At 58.4% G+C, this 17,652-nt stretch carries 11 protein-coding genes; 10 read left to right on the top strand and 1 reads right to left on the bottom strand.

Translation table 11 applies throughout. The features are described 5' to 3' along the window. Nucleotides 1-400: 400 nt before the first annotated feature. A complete protein-coding gene (locus KR51_RS16415) occupies nucleotides 401-754 on the top strand; it encodes a hypothetical protein (protein WP_022609277.1) in 354 nt (117 codons plus the stop codon). A 458-nt stretch (nucleotides 755-1,212) separates the two neighbouring features. Here KR51_RS16415 and KR51_RS16410 read toward each other — a convergent pair whose 3' ends face one another. Continuing rightward, entirely contained in the window at nucleotides 1,213-1,605 is a 393-nt protein-coding gene (locus tag KR51_RS16410; RefSeq protein ID WP_040656606.1) for a hypothetical protein, read from the bottom strand. Nucleotides 1,606-1,859: 254 nt separating this feature from the next. Between KR51_RS16410 and queA the strand changes: the two genes are divergently transcribed. The 9 genes from queA to KR51_RS16365 all read left to right on the top strand — a co-directional run bounded on the left by queA (nucleotide 1,860) and on the right by KR51_RS16365 (nucleotide 17,450). Further along, a complete protein-coding gene (gene queA / locus KR51_RS16405) occupies nucleotides 1,860-2,954 on the top strand; it encodes a tRNA preQ1(34) S-adenosylmethionine ribosyltransferase-isomerase QueA (RefSeq protein ID WP_022609274.1) in 1,095 nt (364 codons plus the stop codon). Nucleotides 2,955-3,077: 123 nt separating this feature from the next. Continuing rightward, entirely contained in the window at nucleotides 3,078-4,622 is a 1,545-nt protein-coding gene (gene purH, locus KR51_RS16400) for a bifunctional phosphoribosylaminoimidazolecarboxamide formyltransferase/IMP cyclohydrolase (RefSeq protein WP_022609272.1), read from the top strand. 33 nt (nucleotides 4,623-4,655) lie between these two features. Continuing rightward, complete coding sequence (gene queG, locus KR51_RS16395) at nucleotides 4,656-5,636, top strand: tRNA epoxyqueuosine(34) reductase QueG (protein ID WP_022609271.1); 981 nt, start codon at nucleotides 4,656-4,658, stop codon at nucleotides 5,634-5,636. After that, nucleotides 5,633-6,064 carry an HAD hydrolase-like protein gene (locus tag KR51_RS16390; protein ID WP_051358266.1) on the top strand — a complete coding sequence of 144 codons (432 nt, stop codon included), beginning with the start codon at nucleotides 5,633-5,635 and terminating at the stop codon, nucleotides 6,062-6,064. Before queG ends, KR51_RS16390 begins: the two co-directional genes overlap by 4 nt. A gap of 537 nt (nucleotides 6,065-6,601) precedes the next feature. Further along, nucleotides 6,602-6,898 carry a 30S ribosomal protein S20 gene (gene rpsT, locus KR51_RS16385; RefSeq protein WP_022609270.1) on the top strand — a complete coding sequence of 99 codons (297 nt, stop codon included), beginning with the start codon at nucleotides 6,602-6,604 and terminating at the stop codon, nucleotides 6,896-6,898. Between the two features lie 127 nt (nucleotides 6,899-7,025). Further along, nucleotides 7,026-7,835, top strand: a complete 810-nt coding sequence (locus KR51_RS16380; protein WP_022609269.1) for a TatD family hydrolase — start codon at nucleotides 7,026-7,028, stop codon at nucleotides 7,833-7,835. Between the two features lie 241 nt (nucleotides 7,836-8,076). Next, nucleotides 8,077-11,454, top strand: coding sequence for a DNA-directed RNA polymerase subunit beta (rpoB, locus tag KR51_RS16375; RefSeq protein WP_022609268.1), 3,378 nt, complete (start codon nucleotides 8,077-8,079; stop codon nucleotides 11,452-11,454). Between the two features lie 109 nt (nucleotides 11,455-11,563). Further along, nucleotides 11,564-13,462 carry a DNA-directed RNA polymerase subunit gamma gene (locus KR51_RS21055; RefSeq protein ID WP_022609267.1) on the top strand — a complete coding sequence of 633 codons (1,899 nt, stop codon included), beginning with the start codon at nucleotides 11,564-11,566 and terminating at the stop codon, nucleotides 13,460-13,462. Nucleotides 13,463-13,514: 52 nt separating this feature from the next. Continuing rightward, nucleotides 13,515-17,450 carry a DNA-directed RNA polymerase subunit beta' gene (locus KR51_RS16365; protein WP_022609266.1) on the top strand — a complete coding sequence of 1,312 codons (3,936 nt, stop codon included), beginning with the start codon at nucleotides 13,515-13,517 and terminating at the stop codon, nucleotides 17,448-17,450. Nucleotides 17,451-17,652 lie beyond the last annotated feature (202 nt).

Genomic DNA, 17,652 nt, shown 5'->3' with positions numbered 1-17,652 from the left:
AGTAGGTACTTGCCCGCAAGAGGCTTGCGTCCGGACTCGGCAAATCCGGAAAGTATTATTCCACCGGGCGGAGGCGAACGAGGGGCTGTGGCGAACCGCCACCAGGAGCGATGAGGCTCTCACCCGCTTTTGTTCTGCTCATTACGGCGATAAGCAAAGTAAGTGCAATCGCTCTCGAAAGCGCTTTCTGGAACGCTAGATGACTTACCTGGAAAGGCATTCAGCAAGTTTGCGTGGGTGAGTGCGGTGTCTGCCTTAGTAAGTAGCATTGCGTTTTTTTACGCCTCATTACGCGATCTTTAAGCGATATAATCAGAGCAATCGAAGCTGAAGATTTAGTTAAAGTTTTGAGCCTGGGAGTCAGGCTTGCCGCAGTTGCGAAATTACGAGGATATTTCCCATGAGCGAGACGAAGATTCAAGAGAACGGCAGCGAAAACGCCACAACGGCGCCCCAGTCCGAGCAAGGCGGTGCGCTTTCGCTGCAGCCCAAGCAAGCAGTCGTGCGGTCCATCGGTAACCGTCCCGTGGAGGCAAGTAACCTGGCAATTGCCGGCACCTTCCGCTCTCTGGGTGGAGAGCGGCCGATTTTTGCCAATGGTATGCAAACTGTTGGCAGCTTCACCGATGCAGGTATCCGCCCGATTGCGGCAAGCCCTCTGAAAGTTGCTGAGAACTATTCCAACTTCGGGAACCGCCCGGTGGCATCCAACGAGATCGACGATCCCGGCTCGCTGATGGGCTTCCTCGATTAGTACTGCTGGTGCAGATGCCCGAGCGATGTAATCGCCATCTTCACTCCTTCGTCGCCCGACGTGGGAGTTTGTTGTTTCGGAGGGGACCAAGCAATTGCTATAAGCGCGTGCTTGGTTGTTGCGGTTGAACTGGGTCGCGGTTGAAAAGGTCGCGTTGAAAACCCTCAATGCTCTCGCAGCTCAATCAGGTTGCATCACCTTTAAATCGCAAGCACAGGCGTTCCAAGTTACGTTGGCAGCCACCGCCCGCACAAAACGAGTCCGAAAATGGAAAACCTTTGGGCTCGTTAGCAAATTTATTGGTGCAATGTCGAATTGCCACGAGAGTCGTTGCCGAAAATCGCGCCTCCGCTCAGAAACCCGAAAACGCCGTACTCGTTAAGGGACGGGGTGCATTGATTGTTAGCTTTAGCGGTCCGGGCCAGGCTGAGGCGGTCTTCAGGTCAAAGGTCAAATTCTTAAGCCAGGGTCTCGGGGCAGTAGCCGAGCCCGCGGGTAAACTGCTGACAGAAGGTCTCGATTTCTTGGCGATCGGGATAGCCATGAGCCACAATTGCCAGTTGATAGCGTCGCATGACATCAACGGGTGACTGTCCGGTCTCCAGGCTCCAGAAGGCCATTTGCAAGCGAATATCTGGCTCGAAGGGAATGCCAATTTCGCTGAGGTAAGCGCGGAAATTGCCCGCCTGCATCGGTGCGAGCTGCGTATCGAACTTGATTTTTACGAGCCACCCGTCGATGCGGTGAATCACCGTGAGCGAACAGGGAGGCAATGATGATACCTCTCGATTCAGATGGCGGACCAGACGCAGCGTTAGGCTAGCATTAGCAAGAAAGAAAATGTACTCCACGGGCATTGCCCCCCGTGCGCGGAAACGCACTTAATCGGTCACTAGTTACAGTGTCCCAAGTCACCCGGTAGGGTCGCTAGGGGAGAGTTCCCCGAGCAACTGGGTGGGATCCCCATCCTCAGGTCGCCTCGCTTCAGCGCTCCTTGCAATTCACTTGGCTGAAAGGACTGCGGGGTAGCCACCCATGGAACAAGTTTGAGGAGTCGATTACGCTCTCGCGAAAAGGAACGAGGGCGGCCCATCATTTCATTTGAATGCACGACGCCGACCGCCAACTAGCGAGCTACAACTACGAGCTGCCGCCGGAGCAAATCGCACAGGTTCCGTTGACGCCGCGCGACAGCTCGCGATTGCTGGTGCTGCCGTCGCCAACCGAACGCGTTCACGCGCACTTCCATACACTGCCAGATTGGTTGCAGGCGAACGATCTGCTAGTACTCAATGACACGCGAGTGTTGCCCGCGCGCCTCTACGGACGCAAGTCAACAGGCACGATGGTAGAAGTTTTGCTCTTGGAACAACAAGGTCCGGAGAAATGGCTGGCATTGGTGAAACCGGGACGGCGATTGCCGACTGGATCTGCGATCGCCTTCAACCCTCCAGATGCAGGTTTGCAAGCAACGGTTGTGGATCGCGATGAGTCCACTGGCGGACGCGTTTTGCATTTCACCGTCCCGGATGGACGCTCCTTTGAAGAGGTGCTGGCGCAATGCGGCCGGGTACCGCTCCCCCCCTACGTGAAGTCGACGGCGGCGCGGCCGGAGCAGTACCAGACTGTTTACGCGCAGCGCGTGGGCGCGATCGCGGCCCCGACAGCAGGGTTGCATTTTACGGAAGATCTGCTGCAACGCTTGGGAGCTCGCGGCATTCAGCAAGCGCGCGTGACACTGCACGTCGGGCTCGGGACATTCCGCCCAGTAGAAACCGACGACATCACCGCTCACGCCATGCACTCCGAGTGGTTGGAGGTGCCGGCAGCAACCGTCGAGCAGATCGAGCGCGCGCGGTCGAACGGGGGGCGCATCATTGCCGTGGGGACGACGGTGGTTCGCGCGTTAGAGGGTGCAGCGGCGGAGGGCGGACAGCTCGTGCCGTTTTCGGGCAAAACCAATTTATTCATTTTCCCCGGCTACCAACCGCGCGTGGTAGATGGGCTGATCACGAATTTCCACTTGCCGAAGTCGAGCTTGTTGATGTTAGTGAGCGCCTTCATCGGCCGACCGCGCTTGCTATCCCTGTATGAAGAGGCGATCGCGCAGGGCTATCGGTTTTATTCATTCGGCGATGCCATGGCAATTCTGCCAGCAGCCACGCTCCAGGAATCGACACCGCACGATGTGGTGGATTGAGCGCACCTAAAGACGCCGCGATCGATCCATCGATCGAAGGTCGGATGCGATTGCTGCCGAGCGGGCTCTCTTTTGGGAACCGTTCAGAACTTAAGATGAAATGGTTCGCTTTGGAATAGATGCATGACCCGCCTGGCTCTGCTGAGTGTTTCCGATAAAACCGGACTCGTCGAGTTCGCCCGCGCGCTCGTGGAGAACTTCGATTTCGAGATCGTTAGCAGCGGTGGCACGGCAAAAGTCATTCAAGAAGCCGGGCTGCCCGTCACCAAAGTTGCCGATTACACTGGCGCGCCCGAAATCCTCGGCGGTCGCGTCAAAACCCTGCATCCTCGCATTCACGGTGGCATTCTCGCTCGCACCGACATTCCCCAAGACCTGAGCGACCTGGACGCTAACCACATCCGCCGCTTCGACCTCGTTGCTGTCAACCTCTATCCGTTTGAGGTGGTGGTTGCCAAGCGCGATGCAGCCCACGCCGACATCATCGAAAATATTGACATCGGCGGTCCGACGCTCCTGCGTGCTGCAGCCAAAAACTACGCCCACCTCACCGTTCTCGCCACGCCCGAGCGCTACAACTCCTATCTCGACGAGCTGCAGAGCACGAACGGTAGCCCCACTCTCGAATTCCGGCAAGCGCGAGCAGCCGAAGCCTTCGCCCGCACCGCCTGCTACGAACGCGCGATCGCCGATTACTTTGCCGGTCTCGGACCCGACCTCGACGAACTGCCCCTCAATTACTCGGTGATCGGAGCGCGGCTCCAAACCTTGCGCTATGGTGAGAACCCTCACCAGCCAGCTGCCTGGTATAGCTCGGGTACGACGCCCGGCGGCTGGGGGGCTGCTGTCAAACTTCAAGGTAAAGAACTCAGCTACAATAATCTCGTAGACCTTGAAGCCGCGCGCCGCATCATCGGCGAATTCCGCAACGAGCCGGCGGCGGCGATCCTCAAACACACCAACCCTTGTGGCATCGCAATCGCGTCGTCGCTCTCTGCCGCCTACCAGCAGGCCTTTGATGCCGACTCCATCTCGGCTTTTGGCGGTATCGTTGCTCTCAACCGCGCGATCGATCCGCCGACGGCGAAGGCAATGACACAAACGTTCCTAGAATGTGTCGTCGCCCCCGACTGCGAGCCGGAAGCTGCCAGCATCCTCGCACGCAAATCCAACCTGCGCGTGCTCGTGCTGCCCGATCTCCTGATTGATCCGGCGCACGCCATCCGATCGATTGCAGGCGGCTTCTTGCTGCAAGCGGCTGACGACGCGATCGACGACTCGCAAACTTGGCAGGTGGCCAGCAAGCGCCAACCGACTCCCGACCAATGGGCAGAACTGGAGTTTGCCTGGAAAGCCGCCAAGCACGTCAAGTCCAACGCAATCGTCGTAACCCGCGATCGCGTCACCTGCGGTATCGGTGCGGGGCAAATGAACCGAGTGGGTGCGGTCGAAATCGCGCTCCGGCAGGCTGGTGACACAGCCAGCGGTGCGTCCCTCGCTAGCGATGGATTCTTCCCTTTCGATGACTCCGTGCGCGCCGCCGCAGCGGCAGGAATCAGTGCGATCGTGCAGCCGGGGGGGTCCCGACGGGATGAAGATTCGGTCGCGGCGGCTAACGAACTCGATTTGGTCATGGTGCTGACCGGCACGCGCCATTTCCTCCACTGAATTCGCCGGACCCAATCGTCTTGCGAGCCTCCCGTGCTAGTCGATGCAACTGCCGTTAAAGCTAAAGCCCGCGCCCTCGGGTTTCATCTCGTCGGAATTGCGGCAATTTCCTCCGACAACGACGGCGCGGCCGAACACCTGCAGGCATGGTTGGCGTTAGGCTATCACGCCGACATGGCCTGGATGGCCAGCCCAAAGCGCCTCGACGCGCGAGCGTGCTTGCCGGGCGCGCGCTCGGTCATCTGCGTCGCGCTCAATTACTACACTCCGCACGCACATCCCGAGGGGCGCGATCGCGCCAAAATCTCCCGCTATGGCTGGGGGCGCGACTACCACCGCGAGCTGCACAAGCGCCTGAAAGCTTTGGCGCTGTGGCTTGAAGCCTGCGGCCACGACATCCACACGCGCTACTACGCCGACACCGGTCCCGTCCAAGATAAAGTCTGGGCACAGCGGGCCGGACTCGGCTGGATCGCCAAGAACGGGAATTTGATCTCCCGCGATTTCGGAAGCTGGATCTTCCTCGGGGAAGTGCTAACCGACCTAGAGTTAACTCCCGACACGCCCCACGCGCAGCACTGCGGGACCTGTACCCGCTGCCTCGACGCGTGCCCCACCGACGCGATCGTGGCACCGTTTGTGGTCGATGCCAACCGTTGCATTGCCTACCACACCATCGAAAACCGCGCTGAAGAGCTGCCCGACGCGATCGCCGCAAACCTTAACGGCTGGGTAGCCGGCTGCGATATTTGTCAGGATGTCTGCCCTTGGAACCAGCGCTTCGCCCGACCGACCGACATTGCAGCCTTCGCCCCCTATCCGGATAACCGCGCGCCATCTTTAGACGACCTCGCAACCCTCGACGATACCGAGTGGAACCGACGCTTTCCGGCATCAGCCCTGCGCCGCATCAAACCGGCGATGTGGCGGCGAAATGCCCGTGCTAACCTGAGGTCAATTCAGCGGCGTGCCGAGCGCGCCGCTCGTCCCTACTCACCTCCTGCCGACGCATGACAATTGCGGCTGCAGTCTTCGACTTCGATGGCACGATTGCCGATTCGCAGGCTGCCACTATCGCGATCGCCAACCACCTTTCAGGAGAGTTCGGCTATGCCCCGGTCACGCCAGCTGACCTTGTGGAGTTGAGCGATTTAAGCTCTCGCGAAATTGTCCGACGTGCCAATATTCCGGCGATTAAATTGCCGTGTTTACTGCGTCGCGTCCAGCTCGAACTCCGCAAGCAAGCCGCTCAATTACAACCGATTCCCGTTATAGCTGCTGCCTTACAAAAGTTACGGCACCGCAACTATCAGCTCGGTATCACCACCTCCAATCTCGAAACCAACGTCCGGGCGTTTCTCGAGGCGCACGACTTAACCGACACGTTCGATTTCATACCAATTTGTATAAGGTCTAGGACAGATGAGGTAAACGATCCCTAGGAGTAACCGATCCCGATCCCCCATCTGTCGCAGCACTTCCTAGAGTTGGGATCATTTCCTCGGGGATTGCGCTATTCCACGAAGACCGAATTCTCCGACGCGTCATGTACCAACCCCACCTCGAAACGCCAACCGTGCGAATGTGGGCGACGAAACCCGAGACATCGAAGCCGCCCGCAAAAGCAATGTCACTGCGATCGCTGTTAGTTGGGGGTTAAATTCAACCACCGCACTCGACAGAAAGACTCCCGACGCCTTGCTCTCTCAACTGAACCAGTTGCCGACGCCATTACCACCCTGCTCCGCCCCCAAGAACCCCCGAGCGCACCAAACGCGCAGCTGTGTCGAAAAAAAACTTCTAGAGGTTAGCCTCAACACCTGGGCGATCGCCAGAGGGAGGTGTTATATTACCTTAAGCCTTTTGTCAATGCCACGCGTTATGAATTGTATTCTAAACTCGTGTGCGGCAATGCGCTATGATGATAGGCCCTAAATCTATGTGCACCTGCCCGTGCGGGCAGTGGACCAGCGATAGCCGTGGCGAATATCAAGTCTGCAAAGAAGCGTATCCTCATCAGCGAGCGCAACCGACAGCGCAACCGTACTTACAAGTCTACCGTTCGCACGCTTATCAAGAAGTATCTCAAAGCAATTGATGTCTACTCTGCCGAGCCGACGCCAGAGTCGTTAGCCGAGGTGCACCAAGCAATGTCAACGGCTTATAGCAAGATCGATAAGGCTGTAAAGTGCAACGTTTTCCATCCCAACAACGGCGCGCGTAAGAAGGCGCGTTTGGTCAGAGCCCTCAAGCGAGCGACGAGTGCCGCCTCGTAAGCTGACCGTCTGGTAAGCCGCACCAGGAGCAAGTCCGTTCCTTCGCGAGCGAGCTCCCCGCTGCGACGCGGGTCAGACCTGCCCGACGATCTGGATGTCAGCTATTGGAGCAGAGCAACTCGGGCAAATGCAGCTAATTGACACTCACGTCCACATCAACTTCGAGACCTTCCTCGCCGATCTTGCTGCCGTGCGCGAGCGCTGGCAGTCTTCTGGCGTGGTGCGTCTGGTTCATTCTTGTTGCGAGCCGAGCGAGTTCGACGGTATTCAAGCGCTAGCCGATCGCTTTCCCGAGCTTTCATTCGCGGTTGGATTGCATCCGCTCGAGTCTCGTCATTGGCAGCCCGAATTGGCAGAGCGGATTCGCGCGCTGGCAGCTAGCGACTCGCGGGTTGTGGCAATTGGCGAAACAGGGTTGGATTTCTATAAAGCCGATAACAGTGACGAGCAAATTGCGGCTTGCTGGGCTCAGCTTTCAATCGCACGGGATCTAAACCTTCCGGTTATCATTCACTGCCGCGATGCAGCGTCCGAGCTGCGCGTATTGTTAGAAAAATTTTGGAGAGAGGTAGGGCCCATCAGCGGCGTTATGCACTGCTGGAGCGGCACGCCAGAGGAAACTTGCTGGTTTCTCGATCTCGGGTTCTACATCAGCTTTAGCGGCATCGTTACATTCAAAAGTGCCCAGCACATCCGCGAAGCAGCGAGGCTCGTGCCCGGCGATCGCCTGCTGGTTGAAACCGACTGCCCGTTTCTTGCGCCCGTGCCCAAGCGTGGCAAGCGGAACGAGCCAAGTTATGTCCGCTACGTTGCCGAGCAGGTAGCAGACTTACGCGGAGTTGGGATCGACGAGGTTGCTGCACAAACGACTGCGAACGCATTAGCCCTGTTCCAGCTCGCACCCGTTACTCCATCTGTCGCCCCCGTCCCTGCGTGAGACCGCTCGTACGGTTTGTTATGTCCGTTTGCACCAACCTTCGCGCGATCGCGATGCAGTCCGCTCCTTTCCCGTTCCTCAGTTCTGCACTTTTGCAGTCCCATAGCAACTGGACTGCCACTCCCTGCCCGGCGTCAGACTGAACCCGACACTTCCTTCGGGTGACCGATCCAGCTCTTGTCATCCCCGTACGGGATAAGTTGCCGTCCGTCCCACTCCTGGAACGCCCCACGAGAAACCTATGACTAACCTGAGCAGCATCTTCCTGCCCGACCTAATCGAAATCCAGCGTGCGAGTTTTCGTTGGTTCCTGGAACAGGGACTTATTGAGGAGCTAAACAGCTTCTCCCCGATCTCCGATTACACCGGCAAGCTCGAACTTCACTTTCTCGGCGATCAATATCGTCTCAAGGAACCGAAGTACGACGTCGATGAAGCCAAACGCCGCGACAGCACTTACAACGTACAAATGTACGTACCGACCCGGTTGATCAACAAAGAGACGGGCGAGATCAAAGAGCAGGAAGTTTTTATTGGCGATTTGCCACTTATGACCGAACGCGGCACCTTCATTATGAACGGTGCCGAGCGGGTAATCGTCAATCAGATCGTGCGCTCGCCGGGAGTTTATTACAAAGCCGAAACCGATAAGAACAATCGCCGGACCTACTCCGCTTCCCTAATTCCCAACCGCGGCGCGTGGCTCAAATTCGAGACCGACAAGAACGATCTCGTCTGGGTGCGGATCGATAAGACGCGCAAGCTGAGCGCTCAGGTTTTGTTGAAGGCGATCGGACTCCAAGACAACGAGATCGTTGATGCCCTGCGCCACCCCGATTATTTCGAAAAGACCCTTGAGAAAGAGGGCAATCCGAGCGAAGATGACGCTTTGCTGGAGCTCTACCGCAAGCTGCGCCCGGGTGAGCCCCCCACCGTCAGCGGCGGACAACAGTTACTCGAATCGCGCTTCTTCGATCCCAAGCGCTACGATCTCGGTCGCGTCGGTCGGTATAAGCTCAACAAGAAGCTGCGTCTGAATACGCCTTCGACGGTCCGCGTACTCACGCCTCAAGACATTCTGTCCGCGATCGACTACCTGATCAACCTCGAATTCGAGATCGGCACGACCGACGACATCGACCACTTAGGCAACCGCCGCGTGCGGTCGGTCGGCGAGCTGCTGCAGAACCAAGTCCGCGTCGGGCTCAACCGCTTGGAACGAATCATCCGGGAGCGCATGACCGTGAGCGAAGCCGATGCGCTGACGCCGGCCTCACTGGTCAACCCGAAACCACTCGTTGCCGCGATCAAAGAGTTCTTCGGCTCCTCCCAGCTCTCTCAGTTCATGGACCAGACAAATCCGCTGGCCGAGCTCACGCACAAGCGCCGCCTCAGCGCGCTCGGTCCGGGCGGGCTGACGCGCGAGCGAGCTGGATTTGCCGTCCGCGACATCCACCCATCACACTACGGTCGCATCTGTCCGGTAGAAACACCGGAAGGTCCGAACGCCGGGTTAATCGGTTCCTTGGCTACCTGCGCGCGCGTCAACGACTTCGGCTTCATCGAGACACCCTACTACCGCGTTGAGGGCGGGCGCGTGCTGCGCGACAAGCCGGTGTATCTCACCGCTGACGAAGAAGACGACATGCGCGTCGCTCCAGGGGACGTTGCAACTGACGAAGACGGTTACATCATCGGAACCAACGTTCCCGTTCGCTATCGCCAGGAGTTTTCGACGACGACTCCCGAGCAGGTGGACTACGTTGCGGTATCGCCCGTACAGATCGTTTCGGTTGCCACCTCGATGATTCCGTTCTTGGAGCACGATGATGCCAACCGCGCTCTCATGGGCTCGAACATGCAGCGCCAGGCTGTGCCCCTACTGCGACCCGAACGGCCGTTAGTAGGAACGGGTCTTGAAGCACAGGCAGCACGAGACTCCGGAATGGTTGTGGTGTCGAAAACACCTGGAATCGTGTCGTACGTCGATGCAAACATCGTACGAATTACCGTAAACTCAGATCGCCCGCAATTAGAGGGAACCGCCACTGACGACGGGAATGGGAACGGCCGTGCCGGCGAACGGGTTATCGAATATCCTCTGCAGAAATATCAGCGCTCCAACCAAGATACGTGCTTGAATCAACGTCCCTTGGTGTATTTCGGCGAGGACGTCGTGCCCGGACAGGTGTTGGCGGATGGTTCTGCAACAGAGGGAGGCGAAATCGCCCTCGGTCAAAACGTGACAGTCGCGTACATGCCGTGGGAAGGCTACAACTATGAAGACGCGATCTTGATTAGCGAGCGCCTCGTTTCCGATGACGTTTACACCAGTATTCACGTCGAGAAGTTTGAGATTGAGGCGCGGCAGACCAAGCTAGGTCCCGAGGAAATCACGCGCGAAATCCCTAACGTTGGTGAAGATGCTCTACGCCAGCTCGACGAGCGCGGCATCATCCGCATTGGCGCGTGGGTGGAAGCAGGAGATATTCTCGTCGGCAAAGTCACGCCGAAAGGCGAGTCCGATCAGCCGCCGGAGGAGAAGCTCCTGCGGGCGATTTTTGGCGAAAAGGCACGCGACGTCCGGGATAACTCGCTGCGCGTACCCAACGGTGAGAAAGGACGCGTGGTCGACGTGCGCGTCTTTACGCGCGAGCAAGGCGACGAACTACCCCCTGGAGCCAACATGGTCGTCCGCGTTTATGTGGCCCAAAAGCGCAAGATTCAAGTCGGCGACAAGATGGCGGGGCGTCACGGCAACAAAGGCATTATTTCGCGGATTTTGCCGATTGAAGACATGCCTTATCTCCCCGACGGTCGTCCGGTCGATATCGTGCTCAATCCGCTTGGCGTCCCGTCGCGGATGAATGTCGGGCAGGTGTTCGAGTGCTTGCTGGGTTGGGCAGGCGAGCACCTGGGTGCGCGGTTTAAACTTACGCCGTTTGACGAGATGTATGGCGAGCAGGCGTCACGCAACACCGTTCATTCCAAGCTGCGAGAGGCAGCCGCGCGCGATGGCAAACAGTGGGTATTTGAGGAGAATCATCCCGGCAAAATCGTGGTTTACGACGGGCGCACTGGCGAACCCTTCGATCGCCCGATCGCGGTCGGCGTGGCTTATATGCTCAAGCTAGTTCACTTGGTGGACGATAAGATCCACGCGCGCTCGACGGGTCCGTACTCGCTAGTGACGCAGCAACCTCTGGGTGGGAAGGCGCAACAAGGCGGCCAGCGCTTCGGCGAGATGGAGGTATGGGCGCTAGAGGCATATGGCGCGGCTTACACTCTGCAGGAGTTGCTAACGGTTAAATCCGACGACATGCAAGGGCGCAACGAAGCACTGAATTCGATCGTGAAAGGCAAACCGATCCCGCGTCCGGGCACGCCTGAGTCGTTTAAGGTGCTGATGCGCGAGCTGCAGTCACTGGGGCTCGATGTATCCGTCCACAAGGTAGATGCAGCTGAAGATGGAACCAGTCGTGACGTCGAAGTCGATTTGATGGCGGACAGCGATCGCCGCCGCCTGCCGTCGAGACCGACCTACGAATCGCTATCGCGCGAAGATTTACAACCTGGTGCGGAAGAACAACCGCAACCTACAGCTCCCGCCGAGTCATAGATTGCCCCCACGTGCCGTCCGATAGGTGTGCTGGGGTCTGGCAAGGGGTGCCAGACTCGCTACGCCGCTCCTATCGGACGGATGCCCGCTTACAGAGGACCTGCCAGCGATGAAACAGCAGACCGACCAGCACTTCGACTACGTCAAAATCAACATTGCGTCGCCCGAGCGCATCCAGGAGTGGGGCGAGCGGACGCTTCCCAACGGACGAGTGGTTGGGGAAGTGACCAAACCCGAGACAATCAACTATCGTACGCTCAAGCCCGAGATGGACGGGCTGTTCTGCGAGCGCATTTTCGGTCCGGCAAAAGACTGGGAGTGTCACTGCGGTAAGTACAAGCGCGTCCGCCACCGCGGTATTGTCTGCGAGCGGTGCGGCGTAGAGGTGACTGAATCGCGCGTGCGTCGCCATCGCATGGGGTACATCAAGCTTGCTGCCCCCGTGACCCACGTGTGGTATCTCAAAGGCATTCCAAGCTACCTCAGTATCCTGCTGGATATGGCACTGCGCGATGTCGAGCAGATCGTATACTTTAACGCCTATGTCGTGCTCGATCCCGGCAATGCTAGCAACCTCAGCTACCGACAGTTACTTACCGAAGAGCAATGGCTCGAGATCGAAGACCAATTATACGCCGAGGATTCGGAGCTGGCTGGGGTCGAAGTTGGCATTGGAGCTGAGGCCGTGCAGCGCCTGCTGCAGGAGGTCGATCTCGAGTCCGCCGCCGAACAGCTGCGCGAAGAAATCGCTAGCTCTAAGGGGCAGAAGCGCGCCAAACTGATCAAGCGCCTGCGCGTAATCGACAACTTCATCGCAACAGGGTCGCGACCGGACTGGATGGTCCTCTCCGCAATTCCGGTGATTCCGCCCGACTTGCGACCCATGGTGCAGCTCGATGGCGGTCGCTTTGCAACGTCGGACCTCAACGACCTCTATCGGCGCGTGATCAACCGTAACAACCGCCTCGCGCGCCTGCAGGAAATTCTGGCACCCGAGATTATCGTTCGCAACGAGAAGCGCATGCTTCAAGAAGCCGTAGACGCCCTGATCGACAACGGGCGGCGCGGGCGGACGGTGGTCGGGGCAAATAATCGCCCGCTGAAGTCTCTCTCGGACATTATCGAGGGCAAACAGGGTCGCTTCCGTCAGAACCTGCTGGGCAAGCGCGTCGATTATTCCGGGCGCTCGGTCATCGTCGTCGGACCCAAACTGAAGATTTATCAGTGCGGGCTGCCGCGCGAGATGGCGATCGAGCTGTTCCAACCGTTTGTTATCCATCGCCTGATCCGCAGCGGCGTGGTCAACAACATCAAAGCAGCCAAGAAGCTTATCGTTCGCAACGATCCCAGCGTGTGGGACGTGCTCGAGGAAGTGATCACCGGGCACCCGGTATTGCTCAACCGCGCGCCAACATTGCACCGGTTGGGCATTCAGGCCTTCGAGCCAATTTTGGTCGAAGGTCGAGCAATTCAGTTGCATCCGCTCGTTTGCCCGGCATTCAACGCGGACTTCGACGGCGACCAGATGGCAGTTCACGTGCCGCTATCGCTGGAGTCGCAGTGCGAGGCACGTTTGTTGATGCTGTCGAGTCACAACATTCTCTCGCCCGCAACCGGACGCCCGATCGTGGCGCCGTCTCAAGACATGGTGCTCGGGTGCTACTATCTGACGGCGAAAAACCCAGCCGTGCAAGCCGAACGCGATCGCTACTACAGCAGCCTGGAGGACGTCATTCGCGCGTTTGGTCAGGGATTGGTAAATATCCACGAGTTCATCTGGGTGCGCTTCAACGGTCCGGTGGAAACCGATACCCCAGACGACGAGGTGCTCGACTCCGAAACTCTTGCCGATGGGACGGTCCTCAGACACTATCGCGAACGACGCGTGCGCGAAACTGCCGAGGGCGAAGTGCTCTCGCAGTTTATTCGCACCACGCCGGGACGGGTCATTTACAACAAAACCATTCACGACACGCTCGTCGGCAACCCGGCTGGCAGCAGCCTCTAGGAGAGAAAGACGCGAGATCGCGCACGCAGCATACGTAAGGGCAGGCAAATTCATGGCACAGCAGAACGAGCAACCCGTCTTCTTCAACCGCGTTGTCGACAAGAAACAGCTGAAGAAGCTGATCGCGCGCGCGTTCCGCCAGTTTGGCAGCGCGCGCTGTGCGGCAATGGCCGATCAGCTCAAAGCAATGGGATTCCGATACGCCACTCAGGCCGGGGTTTCGATCAGCGTTGAGGACTTGCAGGTGCCGCCGATCAAACGGCAGCTCTTAGAGCAAGCCGAAGCCGAGATTGCCAATACCGAGGACCGCTACCGACGCGGGCAAATTACCGAGGTCGAGCGTTTCCAGAAGGTCATCGACACGTGGAACGGCACTTCGGAGGAACTTAAAGACGAGGTGATCCGCCACTTCCGCGCCACCGACCCGTTGAACTCGGTGTTCATGATGTCCCAAAGCGGCGCGCGGGGCAACATGTCTCAGGTCCGCCAGCTCGTAGGGATGCGCGGCTTGATGGCCGATCCGCAGGGCGAGATCATCGACTTGCCGATCAAAACTAACTTCCGCGAGGGGCTGACCGTTACCGAGTACATCATTTCGTCTTACGGCGCGCGCAAGGGATTGGTCGATACGGCGTTACGGACGGCAGACTCGGGTTACCTGACGCGGCGCTTGGTGGACGTCTCGCAAGACGTGATCGTGCGCGAGACCGATTGTGGTACCCAACGCGGGCTAAGGTTGCGCAGCATGACCGACGGCGACAAGGTCTTAATCCCCCTCAGCGATCGCCTGTTTGGGCGCGTGCTGGCCGTTGACGTAGTCGATCCCGCTACTGGAGAAGTCTTGGCGCAGCGCAACCAGAGCTTAGACGAGGCGATGACTAAGCGGATTCATAAGGCGGTCGATGAAGTATTCGTGCGCTCGCCCCTGACATGCGAAGCAGCGCGTTCGGTTTGCCAAGCCTGCTACGGATGGAGCCTCGCTCACGGACGGATGGTGGATATGGGCGAAGCGGTGGGGATCATTGCCGCTCAGTCCATCGGCGAGCCGGGTACCCAATTGACCATGCGCACGTTCCACACCGGGGGTGTCTTCACGGGTGAAGTCGCCCAACAACAGCGTGCTTCAGCCTCTGGCACGATCGCTGTGCCCAATAAGGTTCGCACGCGCAAAGTCCGAACTCGTCACGGTGACGAACGCGACCAAGTGGAAATTGCCGGCGATTTGTTGTTGACTTTGGATGATGGTTCGGAGCAGCGCTTTTCTCTAACGCCGGGCTCGCTGTTACACGTGCGCACCGGAGACAAGGTAGACGCCGGACAGCTATTGGCTGAGGTGGCTGCTCAGAAACCACGCAAGTCCACTGAAAAAGCTGTCAAGGACGTAACCTCAGACATGGCAGGTGAGGTACTTTTTGACGACTTAATTCCAGAAGAAAAGACCGACCGTCAAGGCAATACGACCCGCATTGCCCAGCGCGGCGGGTTGCTATGGGTACTGTCGGGCGAAGTGTACAACTTGCTTCCCGGTGCCGAGCCTGTCGTCAAGAATGGCGACAGCGTCGAAGTAGGTTCGGTGTTGGCAGAGTCGCGCCTGACCTCGGTTAAGGGGGGTATCGTCCGGCTGACGCCCGGCAAGCGCGAGATCGAAATCATCACGGCATCCGTGCAGCTCGATCGAGCTCGCATCCGACGCTCGTCCACGGGAGCCGGCGATCAGTACATCATTCATACGGCTAACGGCCAGCGGTTTGCTCTGAAGACAACACCGGGAACGAAAGTCCAGCACGGGCAGGTGATTGCGGAGCTGATCGACGATCGCTACCACACGGAAACCGGCGGACTGATCAAGTATGCAGGCGTTGAGGTAGACAAGCGTGGCAAAGCCAAACACGGATACGAAGTTACCAAGGGCGGCACGCTGCTGTGGATTCCAGAAGAGTGCCACGAGGTCAATAAAGATATTTCGCTGCTGCTGGTTGAAGACGGGCAGTATGTGGAAGCCGGTACCGAAGTCGTCAAGGATATCTACTGCCAATCGTCAGGTGTTGTAGAAGTCGTCCAGAAGAACGACATTTTGCGCGAAATCGCAGTTAAGCCTGGCGAGCTGCATCTGTGCGATGAGCCGCCTGCACTCGACGAAGGCGGGCAACTTGTCAATCCAGGCGAGGAGATCTTACCGGGCGTGTCGGTATCCGAGCTGCGCTACGCCGAGGTAGTGGAAACGCCCGAAGGCACCGCAGTTCTGCTGCGACCGACACTCGAGTTTGCAGTGCCCGACAAACCGGACGTGCCGTCACAGACATCGATGAACGAGTCTGGCGACACGAGCATCGAGCTGCGAGCGGTACAACGCTTGTTCTACAAAGACGGCGAACGCGTGAAATCCGTTAGCGGGCTAGAGCTGCTACGGACGCAACTATCGCTCTCGATCGCGTCGGCCGACGGCGCGGGGCGCACGGGCTCCCCAATTTGGGTCGATATCGAGCTGACCGATGTAGAGGCTAGCGAGGAGGACGAGCTGATCCTGCAAATGGTCATCATCGAGTCCCTGTCGATTCGCCGCGATAGCGATGCCGATCCGATGGGCGGCAGCCCTCGTACGCGCATTCTCGTTCAAGATGGCGACGAGATTCCACCCGGTCACGTAGTGGCGCGAACCGAGATTCTTTGTCGGGAGGCCGGCGAAATTCGCGGTATCCGCGAGGGCGCAGAGGCCATTCGCCGCATCTTGCTCGTGCGCGATGCCGATCGCTTCTCGGTACCCGTGGAGGAAACTCCGACCGTTGCTGTCGGCGATCTCATCGTGGCCGGCGGACCGCTGGGGGGCAATGCAACCACCTCAGAGTCCGGTCAAGTGATCGGCGTTGAAGCCGGCACCGTTGTGATGCGAACGGCGCGACCGTACCGGGTTTCAGCGGGTGCCGTTTTGTTTGTCGAGAGTGGCGGTTTGGTCCAGCGCGGCGACAACTTGGTACTGCTCGTCTTCGAGCGCTCGAAGACGGGCGACATCATTCAGGGTCTGCCGCGCATTGAGGAGCTGCTGGAGGCGCGCAAGCCGAAGGAAGCCTGCGTGCTAGCCCGTCGACCGGGGGTTGCTCAGGTGATCTACAACGACGATGAATCAGCCGATGTGAAGGTCATCGAAGCAGATGGGGCAATCGGCGATTACCCGATCTCGTCGGGACAGAGCTTGATCGTCACCGACGGGCAGCAAGTCGAGGCCGCGCACGCACTCACGGATGGTCCGGCTAACCCGCACGAAATTCTCGAAATCTTCTTCGACCTGCACCAAGAAAACCTGGGCGTTCATGCCGCAGCCTTGGAAGGGCTGCAGCAGGTACAAAAATTCCTGGTTAACGAAGTGCAGTCGGTCTACCAGTCGCAGGGTATCGACATCTCCGACAAGCACATCGAAGTCATCGTTCGCCAGATGACCTCTAAGGTGCGCGTGGACGACGGCGGCGACACGACGATGCTTCCGGGCGAATTGGTGGAGCTGCGTCAGATCGAACAGGTCAACGATGCAATGTCAATCACGGGCGGCGCTCCCGCGCGCTACACGCCAGTATTGTTAGGCATCACCAAAGCATCCCTCAACACCGACAGCTTTATCAGTGCAGCGAGCTTCCAGGAAACAACGCGCGTTCTGACCGAAGCGGCAATCGAGGGCAAGTCCGATTGGCTGCGGGGTTTGAAGGAGAACGTGATCATCGGACGTTTAGTTCCAGCAGGTACGGGTTTCAGCTTTCACGAGGAGCTAGCGGGTGCCGAGCCTGTCGAGTCAGGTCAGCTTGGTAATGGCTTAGCCGATCGGGGCGCACCTCAGGAGGAACACCGAACTCAATTCGGTACGGAGGTCGTGCTCGACGACCAAACAGCGCGGGAATATAGCATTAAAGACGGGCTGCTGGATGACGACAGCATCAAGGATGTGGTGCTACCCGATGAGACAGCCATGACAAGCAACAGCGGCGACGAATCCGAATAATAGCCGACCCGAACGACGACGTGCCCGATGTCGGGGCGGGTTGCTGCCGCCAGCTCTTCTTAAAGAGTTGGCGGTTTTGTTCTGGTGTATACCAACGCCCATTAAGGCGTAGATGCTTAGAACGGCGGGCTTGTCCAGCGCCCAGTAGCAAGCCCGAGTGGAGCGGAGTGTGTGAATACGGCTCAATGGTCCTTATCTAGGG

It is taken from the genome of Rubidibacter lacunae KORDI 51-2 (genome assembly GCF_000473895.1).
GTDB lineage: Bacteria > Cyanobacteriota > Cyanobacteriia > Cyanobacteriales > Rubidibacteraceae > Rubidibacter > Rubidibacter lacunae.
Note: the sequence above shows the minus strand (reverse complement) of the source record. Positions and strands in the feature narration are given on the sequence as shown.